At 71.7% G+C, this 24,447-nt stretch carries 25 protein-coding genes; 12 read left to right on the top strand and 13 right to left on the bottom strand.

Going from position 1 to position 24,447, the window contains the following annotated elements:
• Positions 1-6: 6 nt before the first annotated feature.
• Positions 7-1,080, top strand: a complete 1,074-nt coding sequence (locus AXK61_RS08225) for an LLM class flavin-dependent oxidoreductase (RefSeq protein ID WP_068572822.1) — start codon at positions 7-9, stop codon at positions 1,078-1,080.
• Here the strand turns inward: AXK61_RS08225 and AXK61_RS08220 are convergent.
• A complete protein-coding gene (locus AXK61_RS08220) occupies positions 1,053-2,105 on the bottom strand; it encodes a tellurite resistance/C4-dicarboxylate transporter family protein (protein ID WP_068571950.1) in 1,053 nt (350 codons plus the stop codon). The two genes, AXK61_RS08225 and AXK61_RS08220, sit on opposite strands and share 28 nt — an antisense overlap.
• A gap of 50 nt (positions 2,106-2,155) precedes the next feature.
• On the opposite strand from AXK61_RS08220, the gene AXK61_RS08215 reads away from it, so the two are divergent.
• Positions 2,156-2,401, top strand: coding sequence for a DUF2630 family protein (locus AXK61_RS08215; protein WP_068571952.1), 246 nt, complete (start codon positions 2,156-2,158; stop codon positions 2,399-2,401).
• Positions 2,402-2,443: 42 nt separating this feature from the next.
• Here the strand turns inward: AXK61_RS08215 and AXK61_RS08210 are convergent, their stop codons facing one another.
• Together AXK61_RS08210 and AXK61_RS08205 are read right to left on the bottom strand one after the other, a co-directional pair.
• Positions 2,444-2,851: an Rv0361 family membrane protein gene (locus AXK61_RS08210; protein WP_068571954.1), complete on the bottom strand. Its 408-nt coding sequence runs from the start codon at positions 2,849-2,851 to the stop codon at positions 2,444-2,446.
• Positions 2,852-2,907: 56 nt separating this feature from the next.
• Positions 2,908-3,420, bottom strand: coding sequence for a winged helix-turn-helix transcriptional regulator (locus AXK61_RS08205; protein WP_068571956.1), 513 nt, complete (start codon positions 3,418-3,420; stop codon positions 2,908-2,910).
• Positions 3,421-3,481: 61 nt separating this feature from the next.
• Between AXK61_RS08205 and AXK61_RS08200 the strand changes: the two genes are divergently transcribed.
• Positions 3,482-4,897, top strand: coding sequence for an MFS transporter (locus tag AXK61_RS08200; protein ID WP_068571958.1), 1,416 nt, complete (start codon positions 3,482-3,484; stop codon positions 4,895-4,897).
• On the opposite strand, the gene AXK61_RS08195 is transcribed toward AXK61_RS08200, so the two are convergent.
• Positions 4,812-5,276, bottom strand: coding sequence for an NUDIX domain-containing protein (locus AXK61_RS08195; protein ID WP_068571960.1), 465 nt, complete (start codon positions 5,274-5,276; stop codon positions 4,812-4,814). The two genes, AXK61_RS08200 and AXK61_RS08195, sit on opposite strands and share 86 nt — an antisense overlap.
• 72 nt (positions 5,277-5,348) lie before the next feature.
• On the opposite strand from AXK61_RS08195, the gene AXK61_RS08190 reads away from it, so the two are divergent.
• Together AXK61_RS08190 and AXK61_RS08185 are read left to right on the top strand one after the other, a co-directional pair.
• A complete protein-coding gene (locus AXK61_RS08190) occupies positions 5,349-6,050 on the top strand; it encodes a FadR/GntR family transcriptional regulator (protein ID WP_068572824.1) in 702 nt (233 codons plus the stop codon).
• Positions 6,051-6,068: 18 nt separating this feature from the next.
• Positions 6,069-6,923, top strand: a complete 855-nt coding sequence (locus AXK61_RS08185) for a sterol desaturase family protein (protein WP_068571962.1) — start codon at positions 6,069-6,071, stop codon at positions 6,921-6,923.
• On the opposite strand, the gene AXK61_RS08180 is transcribed toward AXK61_RS08185, so the two are convergent.
• The gene (locus AXK61_RS08180) at positions 6,857-8,104 is read right to left on the bottom strand and encodes an MFS transporter (protein ID WP_231855476.1); all 1,248 of its coding nucleotides are present in this window, start codon (positions 8,102-8,104) and stop codon (positions 6,857-6,859) included. The genes AXK61_RS08185 and AXK61_RS08180 overlap by 67 nt on opposite strands.
• Before the next feature lie 309 nt (positions 8,105-8,413).
• Here AXK61_RS08180 and AXK61_RS08175 point away from each other — a divergent pair, with 309 nt between their 5' ends.
• Positions 8,414-9,544, top strand: coding sequence for a CopD family protein (locus AXK61_RS08175; protein WP_068571964.1), 1,131 nt, complete (start codon positions 8,414-8,416; stop codon positions 9,542-9,544).
• Here AXK61_RS08175 and AXK61_RS08170 read toward each other — a convergent pair.
• The 3 genes from AXK61_RS08170 to AXK61_RS08160 are packed head-to-tail and all read right to left on the bottom strand — an operon-like array spanning position 9,541 to position 10,971.
• A complete protein-coding gene (locus AXK61_RS08170; protein WP_068571966.1) occupies positions 9,541-10,227 on the bottom strand; it encodes a GNAT family N-acetyltransferase in 687 nt (228 codons plus the stop codon). The two genes, AXK61_RS08175 and AXK61_RS08170, sit on opposite strands and share 4 nt — an antisense overlap.
• A gap of 27 nt (positions 10,228-10,254) precedes the next feature.
• Positions 10,255-10,647 carry an SRPBCC family protein gene (locus AXK61_RS08165; RefSeq protein WP_068571969.1) on the bottom strand — a complete coding sequence of 131 codons (393 nt, stop codon included), beginning with the start codon at positions 10,645-10,647 and terminating at the stop codon, positions 10,255-10,257.
• Positions 10,648-10,971 carry an ArsR/SmtB family transcription factor gene (locus AXK61_RS08160; RefSeq protein WP_139057979.1) on the bottom strand — a complete coding sequence of 108 codons (324 nt, stop codon included), beginning with the start codon at positions 10,969-10,971 and terminating at the stop codon, positions 10,648-10,650.
• Between the two features lie 133 nt (positions 10,972-11,104).
• On the opposite strand from AXK61_RS08160, the gene AXK61_RS08155 reads away from it, so the two are divergent.
• The 3 genes from AXK61_RS08155 to AXK61_RS08145 all read left to right on the top strand — a co-directional run bounded on the left by AXK61_RS08155 (position 11,105) and on the right by AXK61_RS08145 (position 14,890).
• Positions 11,105-12,091, top strand: coding sequence for a hypothetical protein (locus tag AXK61_RS08155; RefSeq protein WP_068571973.1), 987 nt, complete (start codon positions 11,105-11,107; stop codon positions 12,089-12,091).
• Between the two features lie 155 nt (positions 12,092-12,246).
• The gene (locus AXK61_RS08150) at positions 12,247-13,551 is read left to right on the top strand and encodes a UDP-glucose dehydrogenase family protein (RefSeq protein WP_068571977.1); all 1,305 of its coding nucleotides are present in this window, start codon (positions 12,247-12,249) and stop codon (positions 13,549-13,551) included.
• Between the two features lie 52 nt (positions 13,552-13,603).
• Positions 13,604-14,890, top strand: a complete 1,287-nt coding sequence (locus tag AXK61_RS08145) for an esterase/lipase family protein (RefSeq protein ID WP_068571979.1) — start codon at positions 13,604-13,606, stop codon at positions 14,888-14,890.
• On the opposite strand, the gene AXK61_RS08140 is transcribed toward AXK61_RS08145, so the two are convergent.
• The 5 genes from AXK61_RS08140 to AXK61_RS08120 form a co-directional block, all read right to left on the bottom strand.
• Positions 14,854-15,774, bottom strand: a complete 921-nt coding sequence (locus AXK61_RS08140) for a TauD/TfdA dioxygenase family protein (RefSeq protein ID WP_068571981.1) — start codon at positions 15,772-15,774, stop codon at positions 14,854-14,856. The two genes, AXK61_RS08145 and AXK61_RS08140, sit on opposite strands and share 37 nt — an antisense overlap.
• A 93-nt stretch (positions 15,775-15,867) precedes the next feature.
• Positions 15,868-18,174, bottom strand: a complete 2,307-nt coding sequence (locus AXK61_RS08135) for an arylsulfatase (protein ID WP_068571983.1) — start codon at positions 18,172-18,174, stop codon at positions 15,868-15,870.
• Positions 18,171-18,947: an ABC transporter ATP-binding protein gene (locus AXK61_RS08130; RefSeq protein ID WP_068571985.1), complete on the bottom strand. Its 777-nt coding sequence runs from the start codon at positions 18,945-18,947 to the stop codon at positions 18,171-18,173. Before AXK61_RS08130 ends, AXK61_RS08135 begins: the two co-directional genes overlap by 4 nt.
• Entirely contained in the window at positions 18,923-19,825 is a 903-nt protein-coding gene (locus tag AXK61_RS08125) for an ABC transporter permease (RefSeq protein WP_231855475.1), read from the bottom strand. The genes AXK61_RS08130 and AXK61_RS08125 overlap by 25 nt, the downstream gene beginning before the upstream one ends.
• 9 nt (positions 19,826-19,834) lie before the next feature.
• Complete coding sequence (locus AXK61_RS08120) at positions 19,835-20,863, bottom strand: ABC transporter substrate-binding protein (protein WP_068744717.1); 1,029 nt, start codon at positions 20,861-20,863, stop codon at positions 19,835-19,837.
• A gap of 88 nt (positions 20,864-20,951) precedes the next feature.
• Here AXK61_RS08120 and trhO point away from each other — a divergent pair, with 88 nt between their 5' ends.
• The 3 genes from trhO (at position 20,952) to AXK61_RS08105 (ending at position 24,408) form a co-directional block, all read left to right on the top strand.
• Positions 20,952-21,788, top strand: coding sequence for an oxygen-dependent tRNA uridine(34) hydroxylase TrhO (trhO, locus tag AXK61_RS08115; protein ID WP_068572831.1), 837 nt, complete (start codon positions 20,952-20,954; stop codon positions 21,786-21,788).
• A complete protein-coding gene (locus AXK61_RS08110) occupies positions 21,785-22,864 on the top strand; it encodes a CobW family GTP-binding protein (protein WP_068571988.1) in 1,080 nt (359 codons plus the stop codon). Before trhO ends, AXK61_RS08110 begins: the two co-directional genes overlap by 4 nt.
• Before the next feature lie 158 nt (positions 22,865-23,022).
• The gene (locus AXK61_RS08105; RefSeq protein ID WP_068571990.1) at positions 23,023-24,408 is read left to right on the top strand and encodes an N-acetylmuramoyl-L-alanine amidase family protein; all 1,386 of its coding nucleotides are present in this window, start codon (positions 23,023-23,025) and stop codon (positions 24,406-24,408) included.
• Positions 24,409-24,447: the final 39 nt, after the last annotated feature.

Below are 24,447 nucleotides of genomic sequence, written 5' to 3'. Positions count from 1 at the left end.
GCGTCGATGGATGTCGGACCTCGTTCGGGCACCGCGCCGTTCGCGCTGTCCGTGCTGGACAACGCGCACACCGCCGTGGGGAGCGCGGTCGGCGACGTGTATCGCGAGGTGATCGCGTTGGCGCGCCTGGCGGATCGGCTCGGCTACCACCGGTTCTGGATGTCCGAGCACCACGCGATGCCGGCCGCTGCCACCCCGTCGCCGCAGTTGATGCTCGCGCGACTGACCGCGGAGACGGAGCGGATCCGGCTCGGGGCGGGCGGCGTGATGCTGCCCAATCATGCTCCTCTGGTGGTCGCCGAGCAGTTCGCGATGCTCGACGCGCTGGCCCCGGGCCGCATCGATCTGGGTCTCGGCCGCGCGCCCGGCACCGACGCGCCGACCGCCGCGGCGCTGCGCCGGCACCCTGCCGGCAACGACGAGTTCCCGCAACTGACAGTGCATTTGCTCGCGTTCCTCGCCGATCGCTTCCCGCCCGGGCATCCGTATCACGAGGTCCACGCCGTGCCCGGCCCGTGGCAGGCCGCGCAGAACCGTGTGCCCCCGCCCGCGACGGCGCCGCAGGTGTGGATCCTCGGCACGTCACCGTCCTCGGCGCAGCTCGCAGGCAGGCTCGGGCGCCCGTACGCCTTCGCACTGCAGTTCGGTGGCGCCGACCCTGCGGAGGCGTTCGAGGTCTACCGCAACGAGTTCCGGCCGTCCGCCGCCCTCGCCGCTCCTCACGCTCTCGCGAGCGTCCCCGTGGTGGTCGACGACGATCCGGCTGCGGCTCGGCGGCAGGTCGACAGTGCCGCCCTGGCGATGCTGCGGATGATCCAACGCGCCCCGTACACGCTCCTCCCGCCCGACGAGATCGCAGCGCACGACGCCACTCCCGAGGAGCGGCGGGTGCTCGACGGCTACGCCGACCGCTTCTGGGGCGGCACCGCCGCCGACATCGGCGCCCGACTGGAGCGGATGCACGCGCGGACCGGCGTCGACGAGATCATGCTGGTCCCGATGGGACCCTCCCGCGCCGGGCACCGGCGGACCGTCGAACTCGTGGCGCGGCACTACGCGCTGGAGCCGCCGGTGGCGTAGTCGCGGCCGCGGCGGGCGAGCGCGAACATCCCCGTGGCGACGGCGAGCCAGGCGGTCGGGGCGATCCAGGCGTCGGCGTGGGCGATGGGGGCCATCCACGACAGGTCCGCGGCACCGCTGAGGCGCAGCGTGGCCTGCCCGTACATGCCGATCGGGAACACGATCGACCACAGCGCGAGACGTACGAAGCCCGCCTCGGGGGTGCGGCGCCACTGCCAGACCGTCAGCGCGACCAGCAGTGGCACGAGCCAGGTCGCGAACGCCCAGAGGCACACGCATACGGCGTTCACGAACTCGGGAGCGAGGATTCGCTCCCCCTCGGGGAGCACGGCCAGTTCCGCCCCGGCGAGGACGGAGATCGCGGCCGAACCGAAGAACACCCAATAGGGCGCGACCTCGTCGCCCGGCCGCAACGGAGAGAGCATCATCCGCGCCGCCACCAGCGCTGCGACCAGGATCAGCTGCGCCATCCCGAGGCCCCACCACAACGTCGCGACGACGCCGAAGCCGTGACCGGGCAGCAGCAGCGCCAGTAGCCCCGCCACCACCGCCACGGATTGCGTGGACACGCCCCACAGGAACCACGTCCCGTCGGAGCCGCGCAGCCGGTCGCCGTCCTCCGCTGCCGCGGTGTTGTCCAGGACCCGTTGCGCCGGAACGAGATACCCCAGCGTCAGCCAGGTGGCCAGCGCGACCGCGCCGACCGCGAGTGCGGCCCCCGTCGCGCCGCGCAGTGCGAGGTATCCCGCGAGCACGGACGTCCCCGCGGGCACCGTCATCGCCGTGAAGCCCGCGGCCGCGATCTCGGCCTTGATCGCCGCGACGCCGCGAATGCGGGCGAACCCGATCGCGGCGAGAGTGACGTAGGCGAGTGCGGCGACGACGAACAGCGCGTCGCCGGGCACCGTCGCGCCCGCGGAGTGCACCAACGTCCCGACGATCCCGGTGGCCATCACGAACGCGAACCGTCCGAGTGCATGCCCGGGAGGCGGGGCGATCAGGCGGTGCAGCGCGAGGGAGAACACCCTCATGATTGTGGCCCACGCGATCCGGCGATCGGTGGCAGGATCGAAAGATGACCGACGACGCCATTCACACCCGGATCGATTCGCTCATCGCCGAGGAGCACGACCTGCGCACGCGGCTCGAGGCCGGCGAGATCACCGAGAGCGAGGAGCACGCGCGCCTACAGGTGCTCGAGACCCAGCTCGATCAGGCCTGGGACCTCCTGCGGCAGCGCCGGGCGCGGCGCGAGTTCGGCGAGAATCCGGACGGCGCGCAGGCCCGGTCGGTGAACACCGTGGAGAACTACCGCAACTGACGGATCCCGGGCGATGTCGGCGCGGCTTCCCGCTTGGGGGAGCTACCGCAGGCAGACCCGCCAGCCGTCCTCCTTGACGTACTCGAACGTGCCGGTCTTCTTCTGCTGCGGCTTGCCGGCGAAGGTCGCGGTCATGGTGACCTGCGCGGTGGCCTTGTCGCCGTCCACTTTCACATCGGCGATGCCGTCGAGGGTGACCGACTGCGGGTTGCCCTCGTCGTTCATCGTCGAGATCTCCTGATCGATCATCTCCTTGCACGAGGTGGCGCGCAGTTTGTCGGCGTCCTTGCCGCTCTGCCCCTGCACGTAGGTGGTGGTGACCTGCTTGATCTGTTCCTCCGGGCTGGTCTGCGGAGCGTCGCTCTTGGCGTCGCCGCAGGCGGCGAGGGTGATCGCGGTGAAGGCGGCGAGGCCGACGGCGGTGCAGGCGCGCAGGGGTGTCCGATTCATGCGAGAGACTGTAACCCGGGCCGTGTCCGCGTGCGGTGCCGCCGCCGGCGGCGTTCTCAGGGCAACGGTGTCAGCATCCGGTGCCGTTCGCGCAGTGCGACCGCCACCGGATCGTCGCGCTGTCGTGGGTTGAATCCGGGGCGCGGGCGGGCGTCCAGGTCGCGCACCGCCGGGACGACGCCGCAGTGCGAGCACAGACCCGACTCCTCGATGTCGGTGCCGCACGTCACGTGCGCGAACGCCCGGCCCGGGAAGTCCGCCTCCAGGTGGCGTTCGGCCCACCGGATCAGGCTGTAGACGGTGGGCCACAGGTCCTCTCCTGCGGCGGTCAGCTCGTATTCGACGGTGCGCCCCTCCCGCCTTCGAGCGAGGACGCCGGCGCTGACCAGTGTCTCCAGACGATCGGTGAGCACGGCGCGGGAGACGTCCAGGTGTGCCAGCAGGTCGGTGAAGTGCTGCACGCCGAAGAAGAGGTCGCGCAGAATCAGTAGCGTCCACCGCTCGCCCACGACCTCGAGGGCGCGTGCGAGGTAGCAGCCCTGCGCGTCGTACCCGGTTCCCAGAGCCATGGCCTCATCGTACGCGAGTCCAGTCTTGTGAACAGACTCGAATTACGCCATGATAAGTCTCATGAACAGACTGGAATCGTCGTTCGGTCGGGTGCTGGCGACCGTCGCCGCCAGCACCCTCGTGGCGATGCTCGCCTATTCGGGGCCGCTGGGGAACGCGGTCACGCTGAACACGGCGCTCCGCGCCGGTCCGGCGAGCGCCACCTGGATCCTCGCGTCGATGAGCGTCGGGCTCGCTGCGGCGCTGGTCACGGCGGGAGTGGTCGCCGACCGGATCGGTCACCGCCGGGTCTTCCTCGCCGGTGCGGCCGTCTTCGTCGCCGCGAACCTGGCGTGCGCGGTGATCGCGACCGCGCCGCTGTTCGTCGCCGCTCGCATCGTGGCGGGAATCGGCGCCGCGGGCATGATCGCGACGGGGCTCGGCCTGGTCGCCGCGGTCAGCGAACACGACGGCCACCGCGCCCGCACCGCCGTCTGGTGGAGCTCGTCGATGGGCGCGGGCATCGCCCTCGGTCCGATCCTCACCGGTGCACTCGATCTCGTGGAGGCCTGGCGTGTGTTCTACCTCGTCCTCGCGGCTGCCGGTGCGGCGCTGTGGGTCTCGGCGCGGCGGATCCCGGCGCAGCCGCCGCACAACCCCGATCGCGCGCAGAGCGTTCTCGGCTTCGTGCTGCTCACGGCAGCCCTGAGTGCTGCGGTCGCAGCGCTCGTCGAGGTCCGCGCGCGGGATGCCGGCCTGGCTATCGCCCTCGCCGTCGCCGCGGTCGTCCTCACTGCTGCGCTCGTCGCGAGCCAGCGGTACGGTTCCGCGCGCCTGGTCGACTCGGTGCTCTTCCGGCGCCGGCGCTTCCTCTCGGCGACCGTCGCCGGTCTGGGCACGGGCATCGGCATCATCTCCGCGATGTCGTACTCCGGCACCTTCGTGGTGCACGGTCTGGGGCTGAGCACCCTGCAGGCGGGCGGCCTGCTCGCGGTGTGGGCCGGCACGAGCGCCGTGGCCGCCCTCGGCTTCTCGCGCCTCGCCGGCGTGGTCTCGGGCCGTGTGCACCTGGTCGGTGGACTGGCCGGGGTCGCGCTGGGCCTGCTCCTCATGTCGGGTATGTCCGACGGCGCCCCGCCCGCGCGCTTGATCCCCGGGTTCGTGGTCGCGGGCATCGCATCCGGACTGCTGAACACGGGCCTCGCCCGCGAGGCGATCGCCAGCGTCCCGGCGGGCGACGCCGCGATGGGCAGCGGCGTCAACAACACCGCCCGCTACGTCGGCTCGGCGCTGGGCATCACGATCGCCGGCGTGCTCGCCGCAGGGGCACCCGACGCGATCGCCGGTTGGAACCGCATCGCGCTCGCCGCCGCGGTGGCCTCGCTCGTGTGCGCCGCCGGAGCCGGCCTGCTCACGCTTCGGGCAGGTGCTCCCGCAATCGGTCCAGGAACGCCGACTGCGCCTTCACCAGCTTCGTCGCAGCCTCGTCGAGGCTGAACCAGCCCGCACGGTCGATCTCCGGGAAGGTCCGCATCCGGCCGGAGCCGCGCGGCCATTCCAGCTCGAACGCGTTCGAGGTGATCGCGGCGGCGTCGAAGTCGCCCTCCCGCGCGAACACCGTCACCGTCTTGCCGCCGGACTGCCGGACCGAGCCCAGCGGCACCGTCGGCCCCGCCGGCGCCGGCGAGCCCAGCTCCTCGGCGAACTCGCGCTCCGCCGCCGCGAGGGGCTCCTCCGCGGTGTAGAGGCCCTTGGGGATCGACCATCCGTGCGCGTCCTTGCGTGCCCAGAACGGGCCGCCCATGTGCCCGATGAGCACCTCGACGGCGCCGCCGTCGCGGCGGTACAGCAGCAGTCCGGCGCTGGTCGTGGTCATAGCGGCAGCCTAGATCACACAACTGGTCCAACCAGTTGACCAGAGAGGGGTCGCGGTGCCATGCTGCTCCGCATGGACGTCACCCCCATCGCCAGGACCGCGGTCTCGGACGAGGTGCTCGCGCGACTCGTCGACGAGATCCTGTCCGGCCGGCTCGCCCCGGGCGACGCGCTCCCGGGGGAGCGCGACCTCGCCGAGCGGCTCGGCGTGAACCGGCACGCCGTGCGCGAGGCGCTCAAGGGCGTGCGCCAGGCGGGGCTGGTCCAGATCGCGCAGGGCGGCAAGACCCGCGTGCTGGATTGGCGGGAGAGTGCCGGGCTCGACGTGCTCAGTGCCGTCGCCGCCGCCGGCGTCGTGCCGCCTCTGCGCGTGCTGCGTGATGTCACCGAGATGCGTCGCGCGATCGCCGCCGACGCGGCGCGGCTGTGCGCGGACCGCGCGAGCGCGGCGCACCGGGCCGTGATCGTCGAACTCGCGCAGGGCTATCCGGACGGCGGGTACGCCGCGGACGCCGCCTTCTGGATCGCCGTCATCGATGGCTCCGGCAACCTCGCGTACCGGCTCGCGCTCAACACGCTGCTCGCGGGCATGCGGGGCGTGGGGGAGCGGACCTTCGGCGCCCTCGGGCTCGACGGTGAGCTGCTGGACCGCCAGGCGCACCTGGATCTCGCCGCGAGCATCGCCGACGGCGATGCCGACGCGGCTTATGTCAAGACCTCAGAACTGTTGGCGGGCATAGTCTCCGCCCTCGACGCCGCTGCGGCGAGCTCCTAGAAAGACACAGGTACCACCGTGTTCGACCTCATCCGCGCCGCCATCCCGGTGTTCGTGCTCTGCCTCGTGCTCGAGTACCTCTCGTTCCGGTTCCTGCCGGACGACGACGAACTCGGGTACGACCTGCGGGACTCGCGCACCAGCCTGACGATGGGCATCGGGAACGTGGTCATCAACCTGGGCTGGAAGCTGGTGGTGCTCGCTGCGCTGGCCGGCGCGTACCTCCTGGCGCCGGTGCACCTCCCGGCCATGAATCCGCTGACCTGGGTGCTGTTGTTCCTGGCCGACGACCTGGCCTACTACTGGTACCACCGCACCCATCACACGGTGCGGGTGCTCTGGGCCAGCCACGTCGTGCACCATTCGAGCCGCTTCTACAACCTGTCCACGGCGCTGCGCCAGACTTGGACGCCGTTCACCGCACTGCCCTACTGGATCCCGCTGGCGCTCATCGGCATTCCGCCGTGGATGATCCTGTTGCAGCAATCGGTGAGCCTGCTCTACCAGTTCTTCATCCACACCGAACGGGTCGGGAAGCTGTGGCGCCCGATCGAATTCGTGATGAACACCCCGTCGCACCACCGCGTGCACCACGGCTCGAACGCGGCGTACCTCGACCGCAACTACGGTGGAATCCTCATCGTGTGGGACCGGCTGCTGAAGACCTTCGAGCCGGAGGGGGAGCGGGTGCGCTTCGGTCTGACGAAGAACATCGACACCCACAACCCGCTGCGGGTCGCGACGCACGAGTACACGTCCATCTGGCGGGACCTGCGCGCGGCGAGCTCCTGGCGCGAGCGGTGGGGCTACGTGGCGAAGGGGCCCGGCTGGTCGCCCTCGCCCTCGCCCGCGCGCGTCGCCGCCTCCGACTGACGCCGCGTGAGGCCCGCGTTGACGAGGCCCGCGCTCAGCACGATGAGGGTCGCGACGAGCGGCATGCACTGCGCCACTCCGGTGCCGAACCGTTCCGCGAGTTCGCCGTTCACCGCGGAGGCCAGTGACTGACCGAGGATGATCGCGGACCCGAGGATCGTCATCACGGTGGCGGACCGGCCGCGGGGGCTCCGGGCGGCACCCAGGCTGAACTCGGTGACCAGTGTGGGGCCCACGCCGATCCCGGCGACGGCGAGCCCCGCGACGAGCCAGGGCAGAGACGGAGCGGCCGCGATGAGCGACGCGCCGGCGACCATGGCGAGGGAGAAGGTGATCCACCGCCGACCGAGGGTGAACGCGTCGGGCAGGAGTGCGGATCCGAGTGCGAGGGCGGCCGATCCGACGCCCATCACCCCGTAGAACAGGCCGGCCGCCTCGGCGTTGCCGGCGTCCCGCATGAACGCGGTGAGACCGGTCAGGGTGAAGCCGAAGAACAGCCCCACGCCGAACACTCCCGCTACGACGGTGACCAGGGCGGGGTCGCGCAGCTCGCGGGCCGGGGCCTGTTCGACGGTGCCGGCGGCGTGCTGGTCGGTCGCGCGGCCGGTGGGGTGGAGGGCGAACGCGCCCACGAACAGGATCGTCAGTGCCGCTGCGCCGATCATCGGCGCGGCCGGCGACATCGTGGTGGCGAGCATTCCCACGATGACGGGGCCGAAGACGAAGATCACCTCGTCGGCGGCGGATTCGTACGCCATCATCGAGAGGAGGGTGCGCCCGCGGCGACCTTCGGGCAGTTTCGTGGTGATCATGGTGACCACCCGGCTCCGCGACATCGGGCCGACCTGGGGCGCACTGGCGCCGACGAGCGCGGCGGAGGCGAGCACCGCCCAGCCCGGCAGCGGACTGAATACGACCCACGCCATGAGGAGCAGCGCGAGGCTGTTGACGATCCCCGCCGCGAGGACCGCGCGGCGTTGCCCGAACCGGTCCGCCGCCGCACCCACGAGCGGTCCGACTGCGGCGGAACCGATGCCGACCATCGCCGAGCTCAGTCCGCCGAATGCCAGCGAGTCCCGGCCCGTGACGACGAGGGTGAGCACGCCGACCACCATCATCGCGAAGGGCAGCCGGGCCACCAGCGCGATCGGGAAGTAGGTGGGGCCCGCGATCGACAGCATCGACGGATCCTTCGATCCGGCTGTCTGGGGGGAGGATTCGTGGGACATGGTGGCGGTCACCGAAGGGGCCCTTCCGCGGCGCCCGGCCGCATCGCTCGACGTGCCGCCTTGGGTGCCCGCAGGCCGTGCCAGGTAGATACACGGGTTCTCGCTGCGGCGTCGGCCGCAGCCGAAACATCCTATCAATTCTCGGGCCATCGCGCCGATCACGACGAACCGGACACGTTGTTGAAACTAATGAAACCGCTGGTCGGGAGGTGTTTTGCCCGATTGGTCACAGTGGATAAGTAAGGCTACTCTCACTCGACTATGACGAGCCTTACCTTGCATCTCGCGGCGGCCGCTCCGGCCGCCCCTCCGCTCTGGCGCATCCTGACGGAGGTCGGGTACTTCGCCGGCCTCGCCCTCGCCAGCGGATTCTTCCTCGCGCTCGCGTTCCTGGTGCCGGCGTACGCCCGCGGTGGGGGAGCCGAACGCAGCGTCCGCTCGCTGGCGGTGCCGATCGCCGTCGTCGTCGCCGTGGCGGGGTACCTGCAGTACGCGGCCCGGATCGCGCGGACCACGCTCGGTTACTCGTTCAGTGAGTCGCTCTCGCCCGCGCGTTTCGGCGCGTACCTGGCGCTGCCCAGGGAGAAGGGCGCCTGGATCTCGTCCGCGGTGATGTCCACGATCCAGTTGGCGGCGTTCCTCGTCGTGGCGCTCCTGATCGCCGCCACGATTCGGATGAGCGGCGGCGTGCTCGCGATCGCGTCGCGAATCGGCCTCGTGCTCACGGTGGTCACCGCGATGCTGCCGAGCGCCACCACGGCGATCTCCTCGCTCGACGCCGGCGCGAAGACGGTGCTCACGGCAACCCACATCCTCGCGTGCATCGTCTGGCTCGGCGGTGTGTTCGTCCTGGGCGCGGCGGGCCTGCTCGCCCGGAGCACCGGCCTCGACGGTGCCGGCGCCTTCGAGCGGATGTGGGCCCGGTTCAGCGTCTGGGCGATGGGTGCGGTGGTCGCGATCGCCACGAGCGGCCTGTGGCTCGCGTGGGTGCACGTGGGGTCCTTCGCTCAGTTCGTCACGACCCCGTACGGGCGCTACCTGCTGATCAAGCTGGTACTGGTGGCGACGATGATCGGCGCCGGCGTCTACAACGTGCGCGTCCTCATTCCCGCGATCGCGCGGGCCCGGCTCGCGGGGGAGGACGACACCGTCGTCCGGCTCGCCCTGTACCATTTCCCCAAGGTCGTCGCCGCCGAGGCGGTCGCGGGCGTCGGCGTGCTGCTCATCGTGCCCTTCCTGTCCGGGTCCGCGCGCAAGCAGGCCGACGGTGCCGCGGCCGGCCCGTTCGACTGGGAGACCTTCGGCATCGGGGCGCTCCTGGTGGCGCTGCTCGTCGGCGCCTGTGTCGCCGCGGTCCGGGTGGGCGCGCCCCGCGCCGCGGCCGTGTCCTAGCCGGCCGGGACCCGGATCACCTCGAGCGGCACCGTGCTCGTGTGCACGAATCCCATGGCGTCGTACAGCTTCTGCGCGGGGTTGTCGTCCGACGTGTGCAGGAAGGGCGTCTCGCCGCGGTCCCGCACGCCCTGCCCGACGGCGCGGATGAGGCGGGAGGCGAGTCCGCGGCCGCGAGCCTCCGGAGCGGTGCACACCGCGCTGATCTCGGTCCACCCCGCGGGGTGCATGCGCTCGCCCGCCATCGCGACGAGGGCACCGTCGGCGTCCCGGATCCCGAGGTACGTGCCCAGGTCGACGGTGTGCGGAAGGAAGGGGCCGGGCTTGGTCCGCTCGACGAGCGCCGTCATCTCCGGGACGTCTGCGGCGGTGAGGCGCACCGCCTCCGGTTCGGTGTCCGTCTCGACGGCGCTGCCGTCGTACTGGACCAGGCCGATCCGTTCGATCACCGTCCAGCCCGCGGGGAGCGGCGTCGCACGGTCGCGCAGCAGCACCGTCCCGTTGTGCTCGGCGAGAGCGGCGATGTCGGCGTAGTCCTCGGGGGTGAGCTCGCGCGGATGCCCGAAGAACACCGAGACGTCGGGGCGGTACCGTTGGATCCGGCCCGAGCTCACCCGGAACCGCGCGTGCGGGCCCGACAGTGCGGCGTTGACGGGGTCGGCGAGAACGTTGCGCTCGGTCACGACCCGATCATCGCAGACCCGCGGCGGTCAGAGCGCGGCGGCGGTCTCCGCGAGGCGCGGCAGCACCACATCGCGCCAGCCGGGACCCATCCGTTCGAACGCGGCCGCCATCCGCTTGTCGTCGAGGTCGAATCCGCTGTGCTCGAGGAGGACGCGGGTGCCGCGCCCCTCGGCGCGCAGCTCCCACGCGAGTGTCCACTCCGTAGTGAACGTGTAGACGAACCGCTCCGGCGGCACGGATTCGACGACGCGGCAGGGCTGCGCCCCGAATCCCGGCATGTCCAGGGTGAACTCGTGGCCCACCTCCGCGGCGATGTCGCCCTCGGCCCACCACCGGCGCACCAGCTCCGGTTCGGTGAGCGCGCGCCACACGGCGGCGGGCGGGGCGGCGACGAACTGATCCAGTGCGATGGTGGCCATTCACAACTCCTCTGCGACCTCGGCGAGCGCGGACAGCCGTGCGCGCCAGAACTTCTCGAACGGGTGCAACCAGTCGCCGAGGTCCGCCAGGGGGTCGGCCGTGAGCCGGTAGATGCGGCGCCGGCCCGACGGTGCATCCGCCACCAGCCCGGCGTCGCGCAGCACCTTGAGGTGCTCCGCGATCGCCGGCCGGCTCAGCGTGAACCGCTCGCTCAGTTCGCCCGCGGCGAGCGGTCCTGTGCGCAGGATCTGAAGCAGTTCGCGGCGAACGGGATTGGCGAGCGCCAGGAACACCCGGTCGGTGTTCTCGGTCTCGGTGGTCACGCGGGCCAGAATATGTCGGGAGTTCCCGACATGTCAACTTTCTCCGACGCTTCCGTCGGGAGATCCCACAGGTGTCCTCCAATGAGGGGATTCCTCGCCGTTCCTCTCACTCCGCCCCCTACGATGGGCGGCTATGGACCTCAAGGGCATCGTCACCACACCGCTGCGCGTCGTGTTCTCGACCGCGGACGCCGCGATGTCGGCGATCGAGGGCGGCGTCGCCGTCACCCGGTTCGCCGTGCAGAACGTCGACTCGGAGGTGAGCAACGCTCTGCACGTGGAGGCGGGGATGTCCTCGGCCACGCCGATGCAGCTCCTGCAGCGCCTCGCCTCGCTGCTCGAGCCCGACCGCCCCGTCGGGATCATCCTGTCCCGCGGCGGCCCGCTGGACCGCGTGCTCAAGCAGGGCGGCGTCGTCGATCGACTGACCGAGCCCGGCGGCATGCTGGAGAAGCTCACCGAGTCGGGCGGCCTCCTCGACCAGGTGACCAAGGACGACAGCCCGATCACTCGCCTCACCTCCGAGGGCGGCCCGCTGGATCGGCTCACGCGCCCGGGTGGCGTTGTCGACCAGATCACGGAGTCGGAGGGCGTCCTCGAGCGGCTCACCTCCGAGGGCGGCGTCATCGACAAGCTCACCGCGCCCGACGGCGTGCTCGAGAAGCTCATGACCAAGGACGGTGTGCTGGACAAGCTCACCGAGAAGGGCGGAGTGCTCGACAAGCTCGCCGCCAAGGACGGTGTCCTCGACAAGCTGACCGGCCAGGACGGCCTCATCGACAAGCTCACGGAGCCCGGCGGCATCATCGACCGCGCGATCGCCGACGGCGGCATCGTCGACCAGCTGCTCGGCCAGGAGGGCGCCCTCGAGCGCGCCATCGCCCCCGGCGGCACCCTCGACGCGGTCTCCCAGCTCCCCGACGTGGTGGCCGAGCTCAACGAGGCGGTCGCCCTGATGACCGCCGCCGTCAACCCCATGAGCGACCTGGTCAATCGCCTTCCCAAGCGCATCCTCAAGGGTCGCGAGGGCCGGGAGCCGCGCCGCGGCTCGTCCCCCTACGACGGTGCCGGTCCCGCCGGGGCGAACGGCGCACCGTCGGACGGTCCCGAACTGCTCTGACCCGGCCGGGGGTGACCGGGCGGCGAAGCCCGGGCGAACGGTCGGCGAACGCAACGGTGCGGTCGCTGCCCTGCGCGTGAATCCCCGTGTAACCCTTGCCGAACTCCGGCTCGGCGCCCTTCCGTGCCGAGCATGCTCGCGCATACCTTCGGCGCATGAAGATCACAGTGCTGGGTACGGGGTACCTGGGAGCCACGCACGCGGCGTGCATGGCGGAGCTGGGCCACGAGGTGCTCGGCGTCGACGTCAACCTCAGCAAGATCGCCGCCCTCTCCGAGGGCAAGGTGCCTTTCCACGAGCCGGGCCTGCCCGCCGTGCTCAAGCGGAACATCGAGGCCGGGCGGCTGCGCTTCACGGACTCCTACGAGGAGGCCGGCGCGTTCGGCGACGTGCACTTCATCGCCGTCGGAACCCCGCAGCGCAAGGGCGAGTTCGCTGCCGACATGACCTACGTGAACTCCGTCGTCGACTCGCTCGTGCCGCACCTGCGCCGCGACGCGGTGATCCTGGGCAAGTCGACGGTCCCCGTCGGCACCACGGACCTGCTCCGCGCCCGTGCGGCCGAGCTGGTGCCGGACGGCGTCAGCGTCGAGTTCGCCTGGAACCCCGAGTTCCTGCGCGAGGGCCACGCCGTCAAGGACACCCTTGAGCCCGACCGCCTCGTGCTGGGCGTCGAGCCCGGAGGCCGCGCCGAGGAGGTCGCCCGCGAGGTCTACGCCGGAATCCTCGCGCGCGACACCCCGTTCTTCGTGACCGACACGGCCACGGCGGAGCTGGTGAAGATCTCCGCGAACGCCTTCCTCGCCACCAAGATCTCGTTCATCAACGCCGTCGCCGAGGTCTGCGAGGCCGCGGGCGCCGACGTGGTGGCCCTCGCCGACGCGATCGGCGTCGACTCCCGCATCGGCCGCAAGTTCCTCGGTGCCGGCATCGGCTTCGGCGGCGGCTGCCTGCCCAAGGACATCCGTGCCTTCATGGCCCGCTCGGGCGAGCTGGGCGCGGGCCACATGCACGGGTTGCTGCGGGAGGTGGACGCCATCAACATGAGCCGGCGCACCCGCATGGTCGACCTGGCGCGCGAGGCCTGCGGCGGCTCGCTGCTCGGGGCGAAGGTGGCCGTGCTCGGCGCCGCCTTCAAGCCCGACTCCGACGACGTGCGCGACTCCCCGGCGCTCAACATCGCCGGCCAGATCCAGCTGCAGGGCGCCGCCGTCTCGGTGTACGACCCGGAGGCCATGGACAATTCGCGCCGGGTCTTCCCGACGCTCGATTACGCCACCACCGCCCTGGAGGCCTGCGAGGGCGCCGACGTCGTGCTGGTGCTCACCGAGTGGACGCAGTTCCGTGAGCTCGACCCACCAGTGGTCGGCGCGGTCGTGCGCAACCCCGTCCTCCTCGACGGCCGCAACTGCATGCCCTCGGCCGACTGGGTCGCGGCGGGCTGGGAGTACCGCGCCTGAGCGGCTCACACCACTGGACAGAATCGAGTGCACACTCGTACACTCGATCTTCATGAGTGTTGTGGAGGATCGTCGCCGCGCCGAGGTGCGCGCTCTCGCTGAGCTGGGCTGCAGCGAGGTCGCGGGCACGGCGGACGGGATCCACGGCGTGCACCGGGCCATCTCGGACCGGGTCTTCCGCTACGTGCGGCTCGGCGTCGGCCCCGCGGTCGCGCCGGTCCGCGCGCTGCACGACGGCATCACCGACGGCGTCTACGCGACCATCAGCACCGTCGCGCGCACCGTCGGCCGGGTCGCGGCGATCGGCGCGGACTGGCCGGGGGACCGGCCACCGTCGGAGACGGCCAAGGGCGCCGCGCTGATCGGCGCGGTCCTCGGGCTCATCGGCGACGACCTCGAGGACCAGGGCTCACCGCTCGCAGCGGACCCCGTCACGGTCCGCGTCGACGGCGCCGTCGTCCACCTGGGTGAGAGGCCCGTCCCGCCCGGCCGACTGGATCCGACGGAGGTCTTCGACGGCGCGACGGGTCGCGTGGTGGTGCTGCTGCACGGGCTCACCGAGACCGAGCACGCCTGGGGCGTCGGCGGTCTTGAGGCCGACGACTACGGCGTGCGGCTGGCGGTGGACCTCGGATACACGCCGGTCTACGTGCGCTACAACAGCGGTCGGCACATCAGCGACAACGGGCGGGACCTGGCGGAGCTGCTCGAACGCCTCGTCGCGACGTGGCCGGTGCCGGTCACCGACCTCGTGCTGGTCGGGCACTCCATGGGCGGCCTGGTGGCCCGCAGCGCGGCGCATCAGGCCGCCGAGGCCGTGATGGCCTGGCCCGCAGCGGTATCGACCACCGTCAGCCTGGGGACTCCGCACCTGGGCGCCCCGCTGGAGCAGGCGGCGCACTACGGCAGCTCCGCGCTCGCCGCGGTCCCGGAGACCGCGCCCTTCGGCCGGTTGCTGCGGCGGCGCAGCGCGGGGATCCGCGACCTTCGCGGGGGTTCGATCGTCGACGAGGACTGGCGCGGCCGCGAGGCGGACGCGCTCGGCGCCGCCGCCGCGGCGGAGATCCCGCTCCTGGAGGGCGCGGGGCACTACTTCGTCGCGGCCACCTTCACCCGCGACGCGCGGCACCCGGTGGGGCGCCTCCTGGGCGACGGGCTCGTGCTCGCGCCGAGTGCGGCGGGCCGAGGAAAGGCCCGCCGCATCGGGTTCACCGCCGAGGCGGGGATGCACCTCGGCGGAGCCCATCACTTCACCCTGCTCCGCTCGGACGCCGTCTACGAGCGGATCCTGAACTGGCTGGATCAGCCCCGCGAGCGCGCGGGGGTCACGGGCGCGTAGTCCGAGGCATCGCCCTTGAGCGCCACGCCCTCCCGGCCGTCGACGCCGACGGGCAGGTCGCCCGCGAGCGTCACTCGGCGCAGCAGGCGCTTGTGGTCGCCGTAATCGTTGATGCCGAAGTGCTGGGTGGAGCGGTTGTCCCAGATCGCGACGTCGCCCGGCTGCCACGCCCAGCGGACGGTGTTGTCCGGGTTCTCGATCCGCCGCTGGAGCAGCGCGAGGATCGGCGCCGAGTCCTGCGTGCTCAGGCCCGCGAAGGACTTCACGAAGTGGCCCAGCAGGAGCGACCGGCGGCCCGTCTCCGGGTGCACGCGCACGACGGGGTGCTCGGCCTCGAAGATGTTGCGGATGAACTCGCGGTGGTACTCGGCGCGCTGGTAGGTGGCGTTGTGGCCGGCGTAGTCGTAGTCGTTGGTGTGCCGCGCGCGCAGGTTCTCGGCGAGCGCCTTGAGCGGCTCCGGCAGCCGGTCGTAGGCACGCGTGGTGGACGCCCAGGTCGTGTTCCCGCCGTGCGGCGGCAGCGTGATCGGGCGCAGGATCGACGCCTTCGGTACCCGGTCGACGAAGGAGACGTCGGTGTGCCAGCTGTTCGCCGCGCCCTCGATCGGGAGCAGATCCGAATCCGAGCGCACTGTCGGATGCGGCGTCGTCGGTACGCCCAGGCGGGCCGCGAACGCGTGCTGGCCGGCATCGTCGAGGTGCTGCTGGTCGCGGAAGAAGATCACCTCGTGCTCGGCGAGCAGATCGAGGATCGTCTCGGCGGTCGCGTCGTCGATGTCGCCGCCGAGCCGCACGCCGTGCACGATCGCCCCGATGTGCTCGCTGAGGCGGGTCACGGTGATCGCAGGCGCGGCGGTCGTGGTGGGTTCGAGCGTTGCGGTCATGGAGGCCTCCGGAATCCGTAGCGTGCGTGGTGCATCCAGCTCACCCGATCGGGTCCGACGGTGCCAGGGTTGCGTTCAGCGGGCGTGGAACCCTCAGTCGGCTTCTTCCTCGGCCTCCTGCTGCAGGCGGTCGATGTCCTCCGGCGGTACGCCCACCGCCCCGGGCGTGTACGTGACCGTGTGCAGCGCACCGGAGTACGGGAACACGCCGCGGCGCTCGCGCACCTCCCAGGAGACCGGCCCGCGGGCGTCCAGGCCCACGGAGATCCCGGTCCACGGCGCCATCCCGATGAGCTGGACGCGGTCGTCGAGGTGGGCGGCAGGGGCACCGTCGACCTCGATGGTGAGGTCCCAGCGCAGGTTCGAGCGCACCGTCGCAGTCAGGGAGACGGTGCGCCGGCCCGGCTCGACGGGGCCCGAGCGGGCCTCCGCGTACCGGCCGTAGGCGTTGTAGCCGACGACGACCGCTCCGTCCTCGATGTAGACGAGGTAGCCGCCCAGCGCGTCGCCGTGCGCGACGAGGACGCCGTCGGCGCCGTCGGCGAACTCGACGTCGATGTCGACGCGGAAGTCCCGGTACTGCACGAGTTTCGCCGAGCGGTACCGCTCGAGCACGGGCGTGCCGGGCAGGAGACGCACGGGATCGGCGAGGCGCCTCTCCGCAGGATTGCGGGTGGAGCCGTCGATCACGATCGGGAAGACCGTGTTCCGCCAGGCCTCGTGCTCCCACTCGGCGGCCAACTCGGCGACGAGGTCGGGATGTCGCTCGGCGAGGTCGGTGGTCTCCGCCGGGTCGGACCGGTTGTCGAAGAGCTGCCAGCGCGGCGCGAGCGGGTCATCGCCCCGGCCGTGCAGGCTCAGCAACTTCCAGCCGTCGCGGTAGTAGCCGCGGTGTCCGCGGAACTCCGAGTACTGGCGTGTGCGGGCCGACGGCGCTGCGGCATCGCTCCAGGCGGCCCGCTGGGAGAGCCCGTCGCGCTCCTGGGCAGGAACCCCGTACCGGAGCGCGGGCGTGGAGGCCCCAGCGAGGTCGAGCAGAGTCGGAGCGACGTCGGTGACGAAGGAGAACTGCTCGCGGACCCCGCGCGCCCCCGGGAGACCCGCCGGCCAGGACAGCACGAAGGGCACGCGCACGCCGCCTGCGAAGGTCTGGCCCTTGTAGAACCGGAAGGGCGTGTTGGAGACCTGCCCCCACCCGCGGGGGTAGTGCACGCCGAGCCGGGCGGTGCCGATGAGCTCCTCCGGGTGATCGACGTCGCCCTCCCAGCCGTCGGGGCCGACGCCGTCGGCGAACTTCACGAACTCGGCGAAGTAGCTGCGGGTTCCCTCGGGCCCGCCCTCGGCGGTGCCGCCGTTGTCGGAGGTGAAGACGACGATCGTGTTGTCGAGCTCGCCGAGTTGCTCGACGGTCTCCAGCAGCCGGCCCAGGCTGTCGTCGACGGTGCGGACCATCGCCGCGTAGACCTGCATGTACCGCGCGAAGCGCCGCCGCCGCTCGGGATCCAGCTCGTTCCAGGGCGGCACGTCGTAGCCGGGCTCGCTGTTGCGATGAGCGGGTCGGACATCGGGGCCGAACAGGCCCAGCTCCTGCTGTCGGGCGAACCGCTCCTGCCGCACCGCGTCCCAGCCGCGGGCGTAGTCGAGGTCCCCGCGGCGCAGGTCCTCGGCCTTCACCTGCAGCGGGCCGTGCATCGCGATGTGCGCGAAGTAGAGGAAGAAGGGCTTGTCGGCGTCGTGCGCCCGGAGATCCTGGATCCAGGAGACCGCGGTGTCGGTGAGGGCGTCGGTGACGTAGAAGCCCTCGGGATACTCGGTCACGGGGTCGACGGTGTTGTCGCGCACCAGCTGGTTCGGGTGGAAGAAGGAGTTCAGGCCCTCGAGTGAGCCGTAGTAGTGATCGAAGCCGCGTTGCAAGGGCCACGCCGAGCGGTCGGCGTCCGGCCCGAGCCGCGAGTCCTTCGCGAGGTGCCACTTGCCGACGGCGTAGGTGGCGTACCCGGCCCCGCGGAGGATCTCCGGCAGGGTGAGCACGTCGTCGGCCAGGCTCAGCCGTAGGTTCGGGAAGCCCGGATCGGAGTTGGCCACCGAGCCGTAGCCCGCGCGGTGCGGATTCAGGCCGGTGAGCAGGGCGGCGCGGGCCGGCGAGCACACCGGCGTCGTGTGGTGATTCGTCGACACGACCCCGCGCTCAGCGAGGGCGTCGAGGTGCGGGGTGGGGATCTCCGAGCCGTACGGGCCGATGTCGGAGAAGCCCATGTCGTCGACGAGGACGACGATGATGTTCGGCGCATGAGGACGGGCCCTCACCTGTGCCGGCCAGGCGGGTTCCGAGTCCGCCTCCGAGCGGCCGATCCGCCCGGTGAAACCGTCGTAGCCGCGGGCGTGATCGGGGATCGTCATGCGGTGGCGGCCACCGTCCGCTCCTCCTCGACGCCCAGGGCGTCGAGGAGCTTGCCGCGCAACTCCGCGAAGCCGGGCTCGCCGGGCCGGCGTCCGGCACCGTCGTCGACGGTGACGTCGACCGACAGGATTCCGTGGTCCAGCACGAGGATCCGATCGGCGAGGGCGATGGCCTCGTCGACGTCGTGCGTGATGAGCAGGACCCCGGGCCGGTGCCGGGCCACGAGTCGGCGGAGCAGGTCGTGCATCTTCAGTTTGGTCAGCGCGTCGAGCGCGCCGAAGGGCTCGTCCGCCAGGAGCACGGCGGGCTCGCGGACCAGGCTGCGAGCGAGCGCGACGCGCTGCTGCTGTCCGCCCGACAGCTCGCGCGGCCACGCCCGCTCACGGCCCTCCAACTCCACCTCGCGGAGCAGTTCGCGCCCGACATCGCCTGCGTCGGCGCCGGCCAGACCGAGGATCACGTTGTCCAACACGCGGGACCAGGGCAGGAGTCGCGAGTCCTGGAACACGACGGCGCGCCGCGGATCGACCTCGAGCACACCGGATCCGGGGACGCCGTCGTCGAGCCCGGCGATGGCGCGCAGGAGCGTCGACTTGCCGGACCCGGAGCGGCCCAGGAGGGCGACGAACTCGCCGCGCCGGATCGTCAGATCCACTCCGCGGAGGACGGCGCGGCCGTCGAAGCCGCGCACCAGATTCCGCGCTTCGATCACCGGCCCATCGGAATCGGAGGTCGCGGTGGACGTGCTCAGCGGGCCAGAGTGCTCTGCCATGACAGGGCCTTTCGTGCGGAGAAGCGGACGATGAGGTCGGTGCTGAAGCCGAGGAGCGCGTACACGGCGAGGCCGACGACGATGACATCGGTGAGGCCGTACAGTCGCGCCTTGTACATGAGGTAGCCGATGCCGTCGGAGGCGCCGACCTGTTCGACCACCACGAGGGCGAGCCAGGCAACCGTCGCTCCGAGGCGCAGGCCCGTGAAGAAGCCGGGCAGTGCACCGGGGATCGCGATGTGGCGCACGAACTTCGCGCGGCTCAGGCCGACGGTCTCCGCCAGCTCCACGTACTTCCGGTCGATGCCGCGCAGCCCCGCGTGGGTGTTGAGGTACACCGGCGTCGCGACGGCGAGGGTGATGAGGACGATCTTCATCTCCTCGCCGATGCCGAACCACACGATGAACAGCGGCAGCAGCGCGAGCGCGGGAATCGCGCGATAGACGGTCACGGTGCCGTCGATGAGGGCCTCGCCGGGCCGCGTGAGCCCGGACAGCAGGGCCAGCGTCACAGCGAGGGCGACGCCGAGCACACCGCCGACGATCGCCCGCTGCGCGGAGGCCCGGATGTTGGACCAGAGCGAGCCGTCGACCGCGAGGTTCCAGGCGGTGTGCGCGACCGTCCACGGCGCGGACAGGACGGTGTCCGGGATGAGCCCGGTCGCGGAGCCCGCGGCCCACAGCGCGACGACGAGCGCCGGGCCGGCGAGGATCCAGGCACCGATCGGGCGGGAGTCGACGAGGGCGCGGCGGGCGGCCGGGCGCTGGAGCAGTTCGTGGTCGGGGTCGAGGGCTCCGGGGCGCTGCTCGGGAGTGGAGTCGTGCGCGAGGCCGCTGCCGAGGCGGCCGATCGGACTGCCGATAGGGGGAGAGGTCACGGGATGCCCTTACGTTGCGGGATGGGTGGCGAACCGGAAGTCGACGGATCCGTCGGCCGAGATACGGCCGCCGGGAATCTCGTCGAAGGCGGCGAGGGTGTCGATGGTCTCCTGCTGTCGGGCGACGAGGGCGCGGTCGAGCGGGACGGCGCGCCACGTGCCCTGACCGTCGTAGGCGATGCGGCCAACAGCGGCGGGGATCTTCAGGGCGCGCGTGTAGTAGGTGTCGATCCAGCGGTCCTTGTCCGCGTCGGCCCACGCGCGGGCGCGGTCGATCGCCGCGGAGAGTTGCTTCAGGGCGGCCGCGCGGGCAGGATCCGCCAGGGCGGAGCGCGGCGAGTAGAGGAACATCAGGCCCGATTGGGCCGCCTGCGAGACGGCGTCCGGGAGGACCTGCGCGTCCGGGTGCGCGAGCCGGTACTTGGTGCTGATGGGCTCCATGAGTGGCGCGATATCGATCTGGCCGGCGCCGAGCGCCTCACCCACCTCGGTGAGCTGCAGTGGGACCAGCTGGACGTCGTGCTTGGACAGGCCCGCGGAGCGGAGCAGCCGCAGCACCATCGCCTGGTGCGCGGTGCCCTCGGCGTAGCCGATCTTGCGCCCGCGCAGGTCGGCAGGGGAGTGCAGCGCAACGCCGGGCCTCGCCACCACTGAGACCCCGCCGCGCTCGAGCTGCCAGGCCTTGATGATCGGGCTCGGGAACCGGGCGATCTGCGCATGGATGGGCGGCACATCGGCGACGATCGCGACCTGTGCGGCGTCGGCGCGGAAGGACTCGAGGATCGCGGGACCGCCGGCGAAGTCCGCGAACTTCACCGTGAACGGCAGGTTCCGGGCCTCCCCGGACGCGGTGAGCATCGTCTTGAGGATCGACTGCTGATCGGCGACGGTGATGACCGTGCCCGCCGGCACGCGGTCGGGGATCGGCGCGCTCGGGTCGTAGGCGGGTCCGGTCGCCGGCGCGCACGCCGCGATCCCGATGACGGCGACCAGCGCGGTGGCCAGCTCCGGGACCCGGCGGGGGAGGCGAAAAGGCATGGGGGCCATTGAAGGCGAGGGGCGGCACCGTCGGAACCCTTGGACGCAGGCTGAGCGCAAGGCGCTCGGAGATAGAATGGCGGGCGTCATGGGCAAGATCGTGCTGTTCTACGTGTTCGCCCCGCTGGCCGATCCGGACGCGATCCGGCTGTGGCAGCGGGCGCTGTGTGAGGCGAACGGTCTCCGTGGCCGGATCATCGTCTCCCGGCACGGGATCAACGTCACCGTCGGCGGTGAGATCCACGCGGTGAAGCGGTACCTGCGCGCCACCCGCGAGTACCCGGCCTTCAAGGGTGCCGACGTGAAGTGGTCCGACGGCGCCGCCGCGGACTTCCCGAAGCTCTCGGTGAAGGTGCGCGACGAGATCGTCACCTTCGGCGTCCCCGACGAGATCGAGGTCGACGGTGCCGGCGTCCGCGGCGGGGGAGCGCACCTGACGCCCGACGAGGTGCACGCGCTGCTCGCGGAGAAGCCCGATGCCGTGTTCTTCGACGGCCGCAACGCCATCGAGGCCGAGATCGGCCGGTTCTCCGGCGCCGTGGTGACGCCGGCGCGGACGACGCGGGACTTCGTCGCGCTCCTGGACTCGGGGGAGTACGACCACCTCAAGGACCGGCCGGTGATCACCTACTGCACCGGCGGTGTCCGATGCGAGGTGCTCAGCGCGGTGATGCGCACGCGCGGATTCGGTGAGGTCTACCAGCTCGACGGCGGGATCGCCCGCTACGGCGAACGATTCGGCGACGGCGGGCTGTGGGAGGGCTCGATGTACGTCTTCGACCGGCGGATGAGCGTGGACTTCTCCGACGGCGCGAAGCGGATCGGACGGTGCGCGGAGTGCGGCGCCCCCACCTCGAGGGTCGCGAACCTCGCGCCGCCGCAGGACCGGGAGCTCGCCGTCCTGTGCGAGGACTGCGCATCGTGAGCCCCCGTGCCGTCCCGGTCGTCGTGGTCGCCGGCTACCTCGGGGCCGGCAAGTCGACCCTGCTCAACCACCTGCTCTCCGGCGCGGGCGAGGCGCGGATCGGCGTCGTCGTCAACGATTTCGGCGCGGTGAACATCGACGCGATGCTCGTCTCGAGCGCGGCCGGCGGCGGATCGGTGCGGACCGTCTCGCTGAGCAACGGCTGTGTGTGCTGCACCGTCGACGACGACGAACTCGAGGACGTGCTCGGCACGCTCGCCGGACGCGGCCTCGACCTCATCGTGGTCGAGGCGTCGGGCCTCGCCGAGCCCGCGGCCATGGTGCGGCGCGTGGTGCTCGCGCCGGACCCGCGGATCGACTACGGCGGCCTGGTCTACGTGGCCGACGCGGCGCACCTCCCGGACACGATGGAGCGGCACCCGTCGCTACGCCACCACCTGGCACTCGCCGACCTGGTGGTGCTCAACAAGATCGATCTCGCCGACGACCCCGACACCGCGCGTGCGCTGGTCCGGGAACACGCACCGTCGGCGCCCGTGGTCCGCACCGTCGACGCCGTCGTGCCCGTCGAACTGCTCATCGATCCGGAGGTGCTCGCGCGTCGCGCCGCCGAGCGCGTCGGCACCCCGCGCCAGCTCACGCTCGACGAAGCGCTGCGGGAGCACGAGCACGACCACGGTCCCGACCACGCCGGGGAGCACGGGCACCTGCACGACGAGTACTCCGCGGTCGACGTGGCGGCCGGGCGCCTCGACGCCCGTGCGGTGGCCGAGTTGCTGGTCGATCCGCCGCGCGGCGTGTTCCGGACGAAGGGCTTCGTCACCGTCGCCGACGGCACGCGGCTGGAGGTGCACTCCGTGGGCCGGCACGTGCGGACGGCGCCGGAGCGGGGCGGCCGGGGCGGGCCCGAGTCGGTGCTCGTCTTCCTCGGGATCGGGCTCGACGGTGCCACCGTCCGGGCGCGAGTGGAGGGTTGCGTCGCCGATCCGATGGCTGCGCCCGACGCGCAGGCCGTGCTGTCTCTGCTGCGCTACTCGGATGCGGCGCAAGCGGATTCGGCGTTCGTCGAGGACTGAAGCATGCCGCTTCGAGTAACGGTTCGGTAACGATACCCCCGCAGATTTTCCTAAAGTCTCAATTGATGGTTGACTGTTTCTCGTGTGACTGATGTGACGAAAGTTGCACAAGAGACTTGGAAGGAGAGCGGCGCCACTTCCCCGGCGCCCAGCTGCCCATGAAGAAGACCCGTGTCCTCGCCGGTTCGCTGGCGACCGCGGCCGTCGCGCTGTTCGGCGCGCCCGGCCTCGCGTCCGCCGACCCCGCACCCGCTGCCCCCGCACAGCCGCTGAGCGGCAAGACAGTGTTCCTCGACGCCGGATCGTCGCTGTCCTCAGCGGCCGAACAGGCCCGCCAGGTGGTCGACGGCCGTGGCGGCAAGGTCCCGTGCGTGAACCCGACGGCGATCGCCTCCAACGGCACCGCCGACCACACCGTCAACTTCGCCGTGGCCAAGATGGTCGAGGCGGCGCTCAAGACCCAGGGCGCCAAGGTCATCATGTCCCGTGCGGACGACGCCGGCTTCGGCGGTTGCGTCGATCAGCGTGCCACGGCCGCCAACGCCTCCGGCGCCGATCTCGCCGTCAGCATCAACAGCGCGGTCCAGGACGCGGCGCAGCGCGGATTCCTGCTCGAGACGCCCGCCCCCGGTGCGTCCGATCCGAAGGTGACCGCCCAGCAGGCCGTCAGCGACCCCGCCACGACGGTCGTCCGCAACGCGACGGCTGCGGGCGGCTTCGTCCCCGCGCAGTACCTCGGTGGCAAGGACGGCATCGCCAAGACCACCAACGCCTTCGCGTCGCTGGTGAACATCCCCCTCGTCTACGCCAATCTCGGCAACCTCGCGAACGCGGACGACGCTGCGCTGCTCACCTCCGCCGCGGGCCAGACCCAGTACGCCTCCGTGCTGACCAACGGCGTGATCCAGCAGCTGACCGGCAAGGTGGTGCCCGCGGGCGCCGTCGCCGAGCCGATCGTGCAGCAGCCCGTTGCGCCGCAGGTCGATCCCGCGGTCCCGGTCACTCCGGCTGCGCCGGCGACCCCGGCTGCTCCTGCCGCCACCGCGGTGACCCCGGTCGCGCCCGCCGTGCCCGCGGCCGCAGCGCCGACCGCCCCCGCGCAGACCCCGATCGTCCCGGCGGTCCCGGGCGCGGCCGCACCGGTCACGCCCACCACGGGCACCGGTGTCTCACCGATCGTCTCGGGCGTCCCGATGCTGACCGGTGGGGCGACCCCGTCGGGCGGTACCCCCGCGGTCACGGCGCCGAGCGCCGCCGCCCCGGCGGGCACGTCGGTGAACATCCCCGGTCTCGGACAGCTCGCGCTGCCCCAGCTGCCGCAGATCACGATCCCCGGCCAGAGCCAGGCCCTCGGCGTGAACACGCTGTTCGAGATGGGGCCCAAGGCCACCGAATTCCTGACCAGCTCGCAGGGGCAGCAGCTCGTGACGACTCTGCTGTCGAGCCCGCAGGCCTTCAATTCGCTGCAGTCCGCACAGGGCCCGGCCGCCGCCCAGGAGATCCTCAAGGCGATCCTCAGCGCCGGCGCGATCCTGCCGAAGTAGGACACCACCGACTTCCGCCGGGGACGTCACGCCCCGGCG

The sequence above is a fragment of the Tsukamurella pseudospumae genome (assembly GCF_001575205.1).
Classification (GTDB): domain Bacteria; phylum Actinomycetota; class Actinomycetes; order Mycobacteriales; family Mycobacteriaceae; genus Tsukamurella; species Tsukamurella pseudospumae.
Note: the sequence above shows the minus strand (reverse complement) of the source record. Positions and strands in the feature narration are given on the sequence as shown.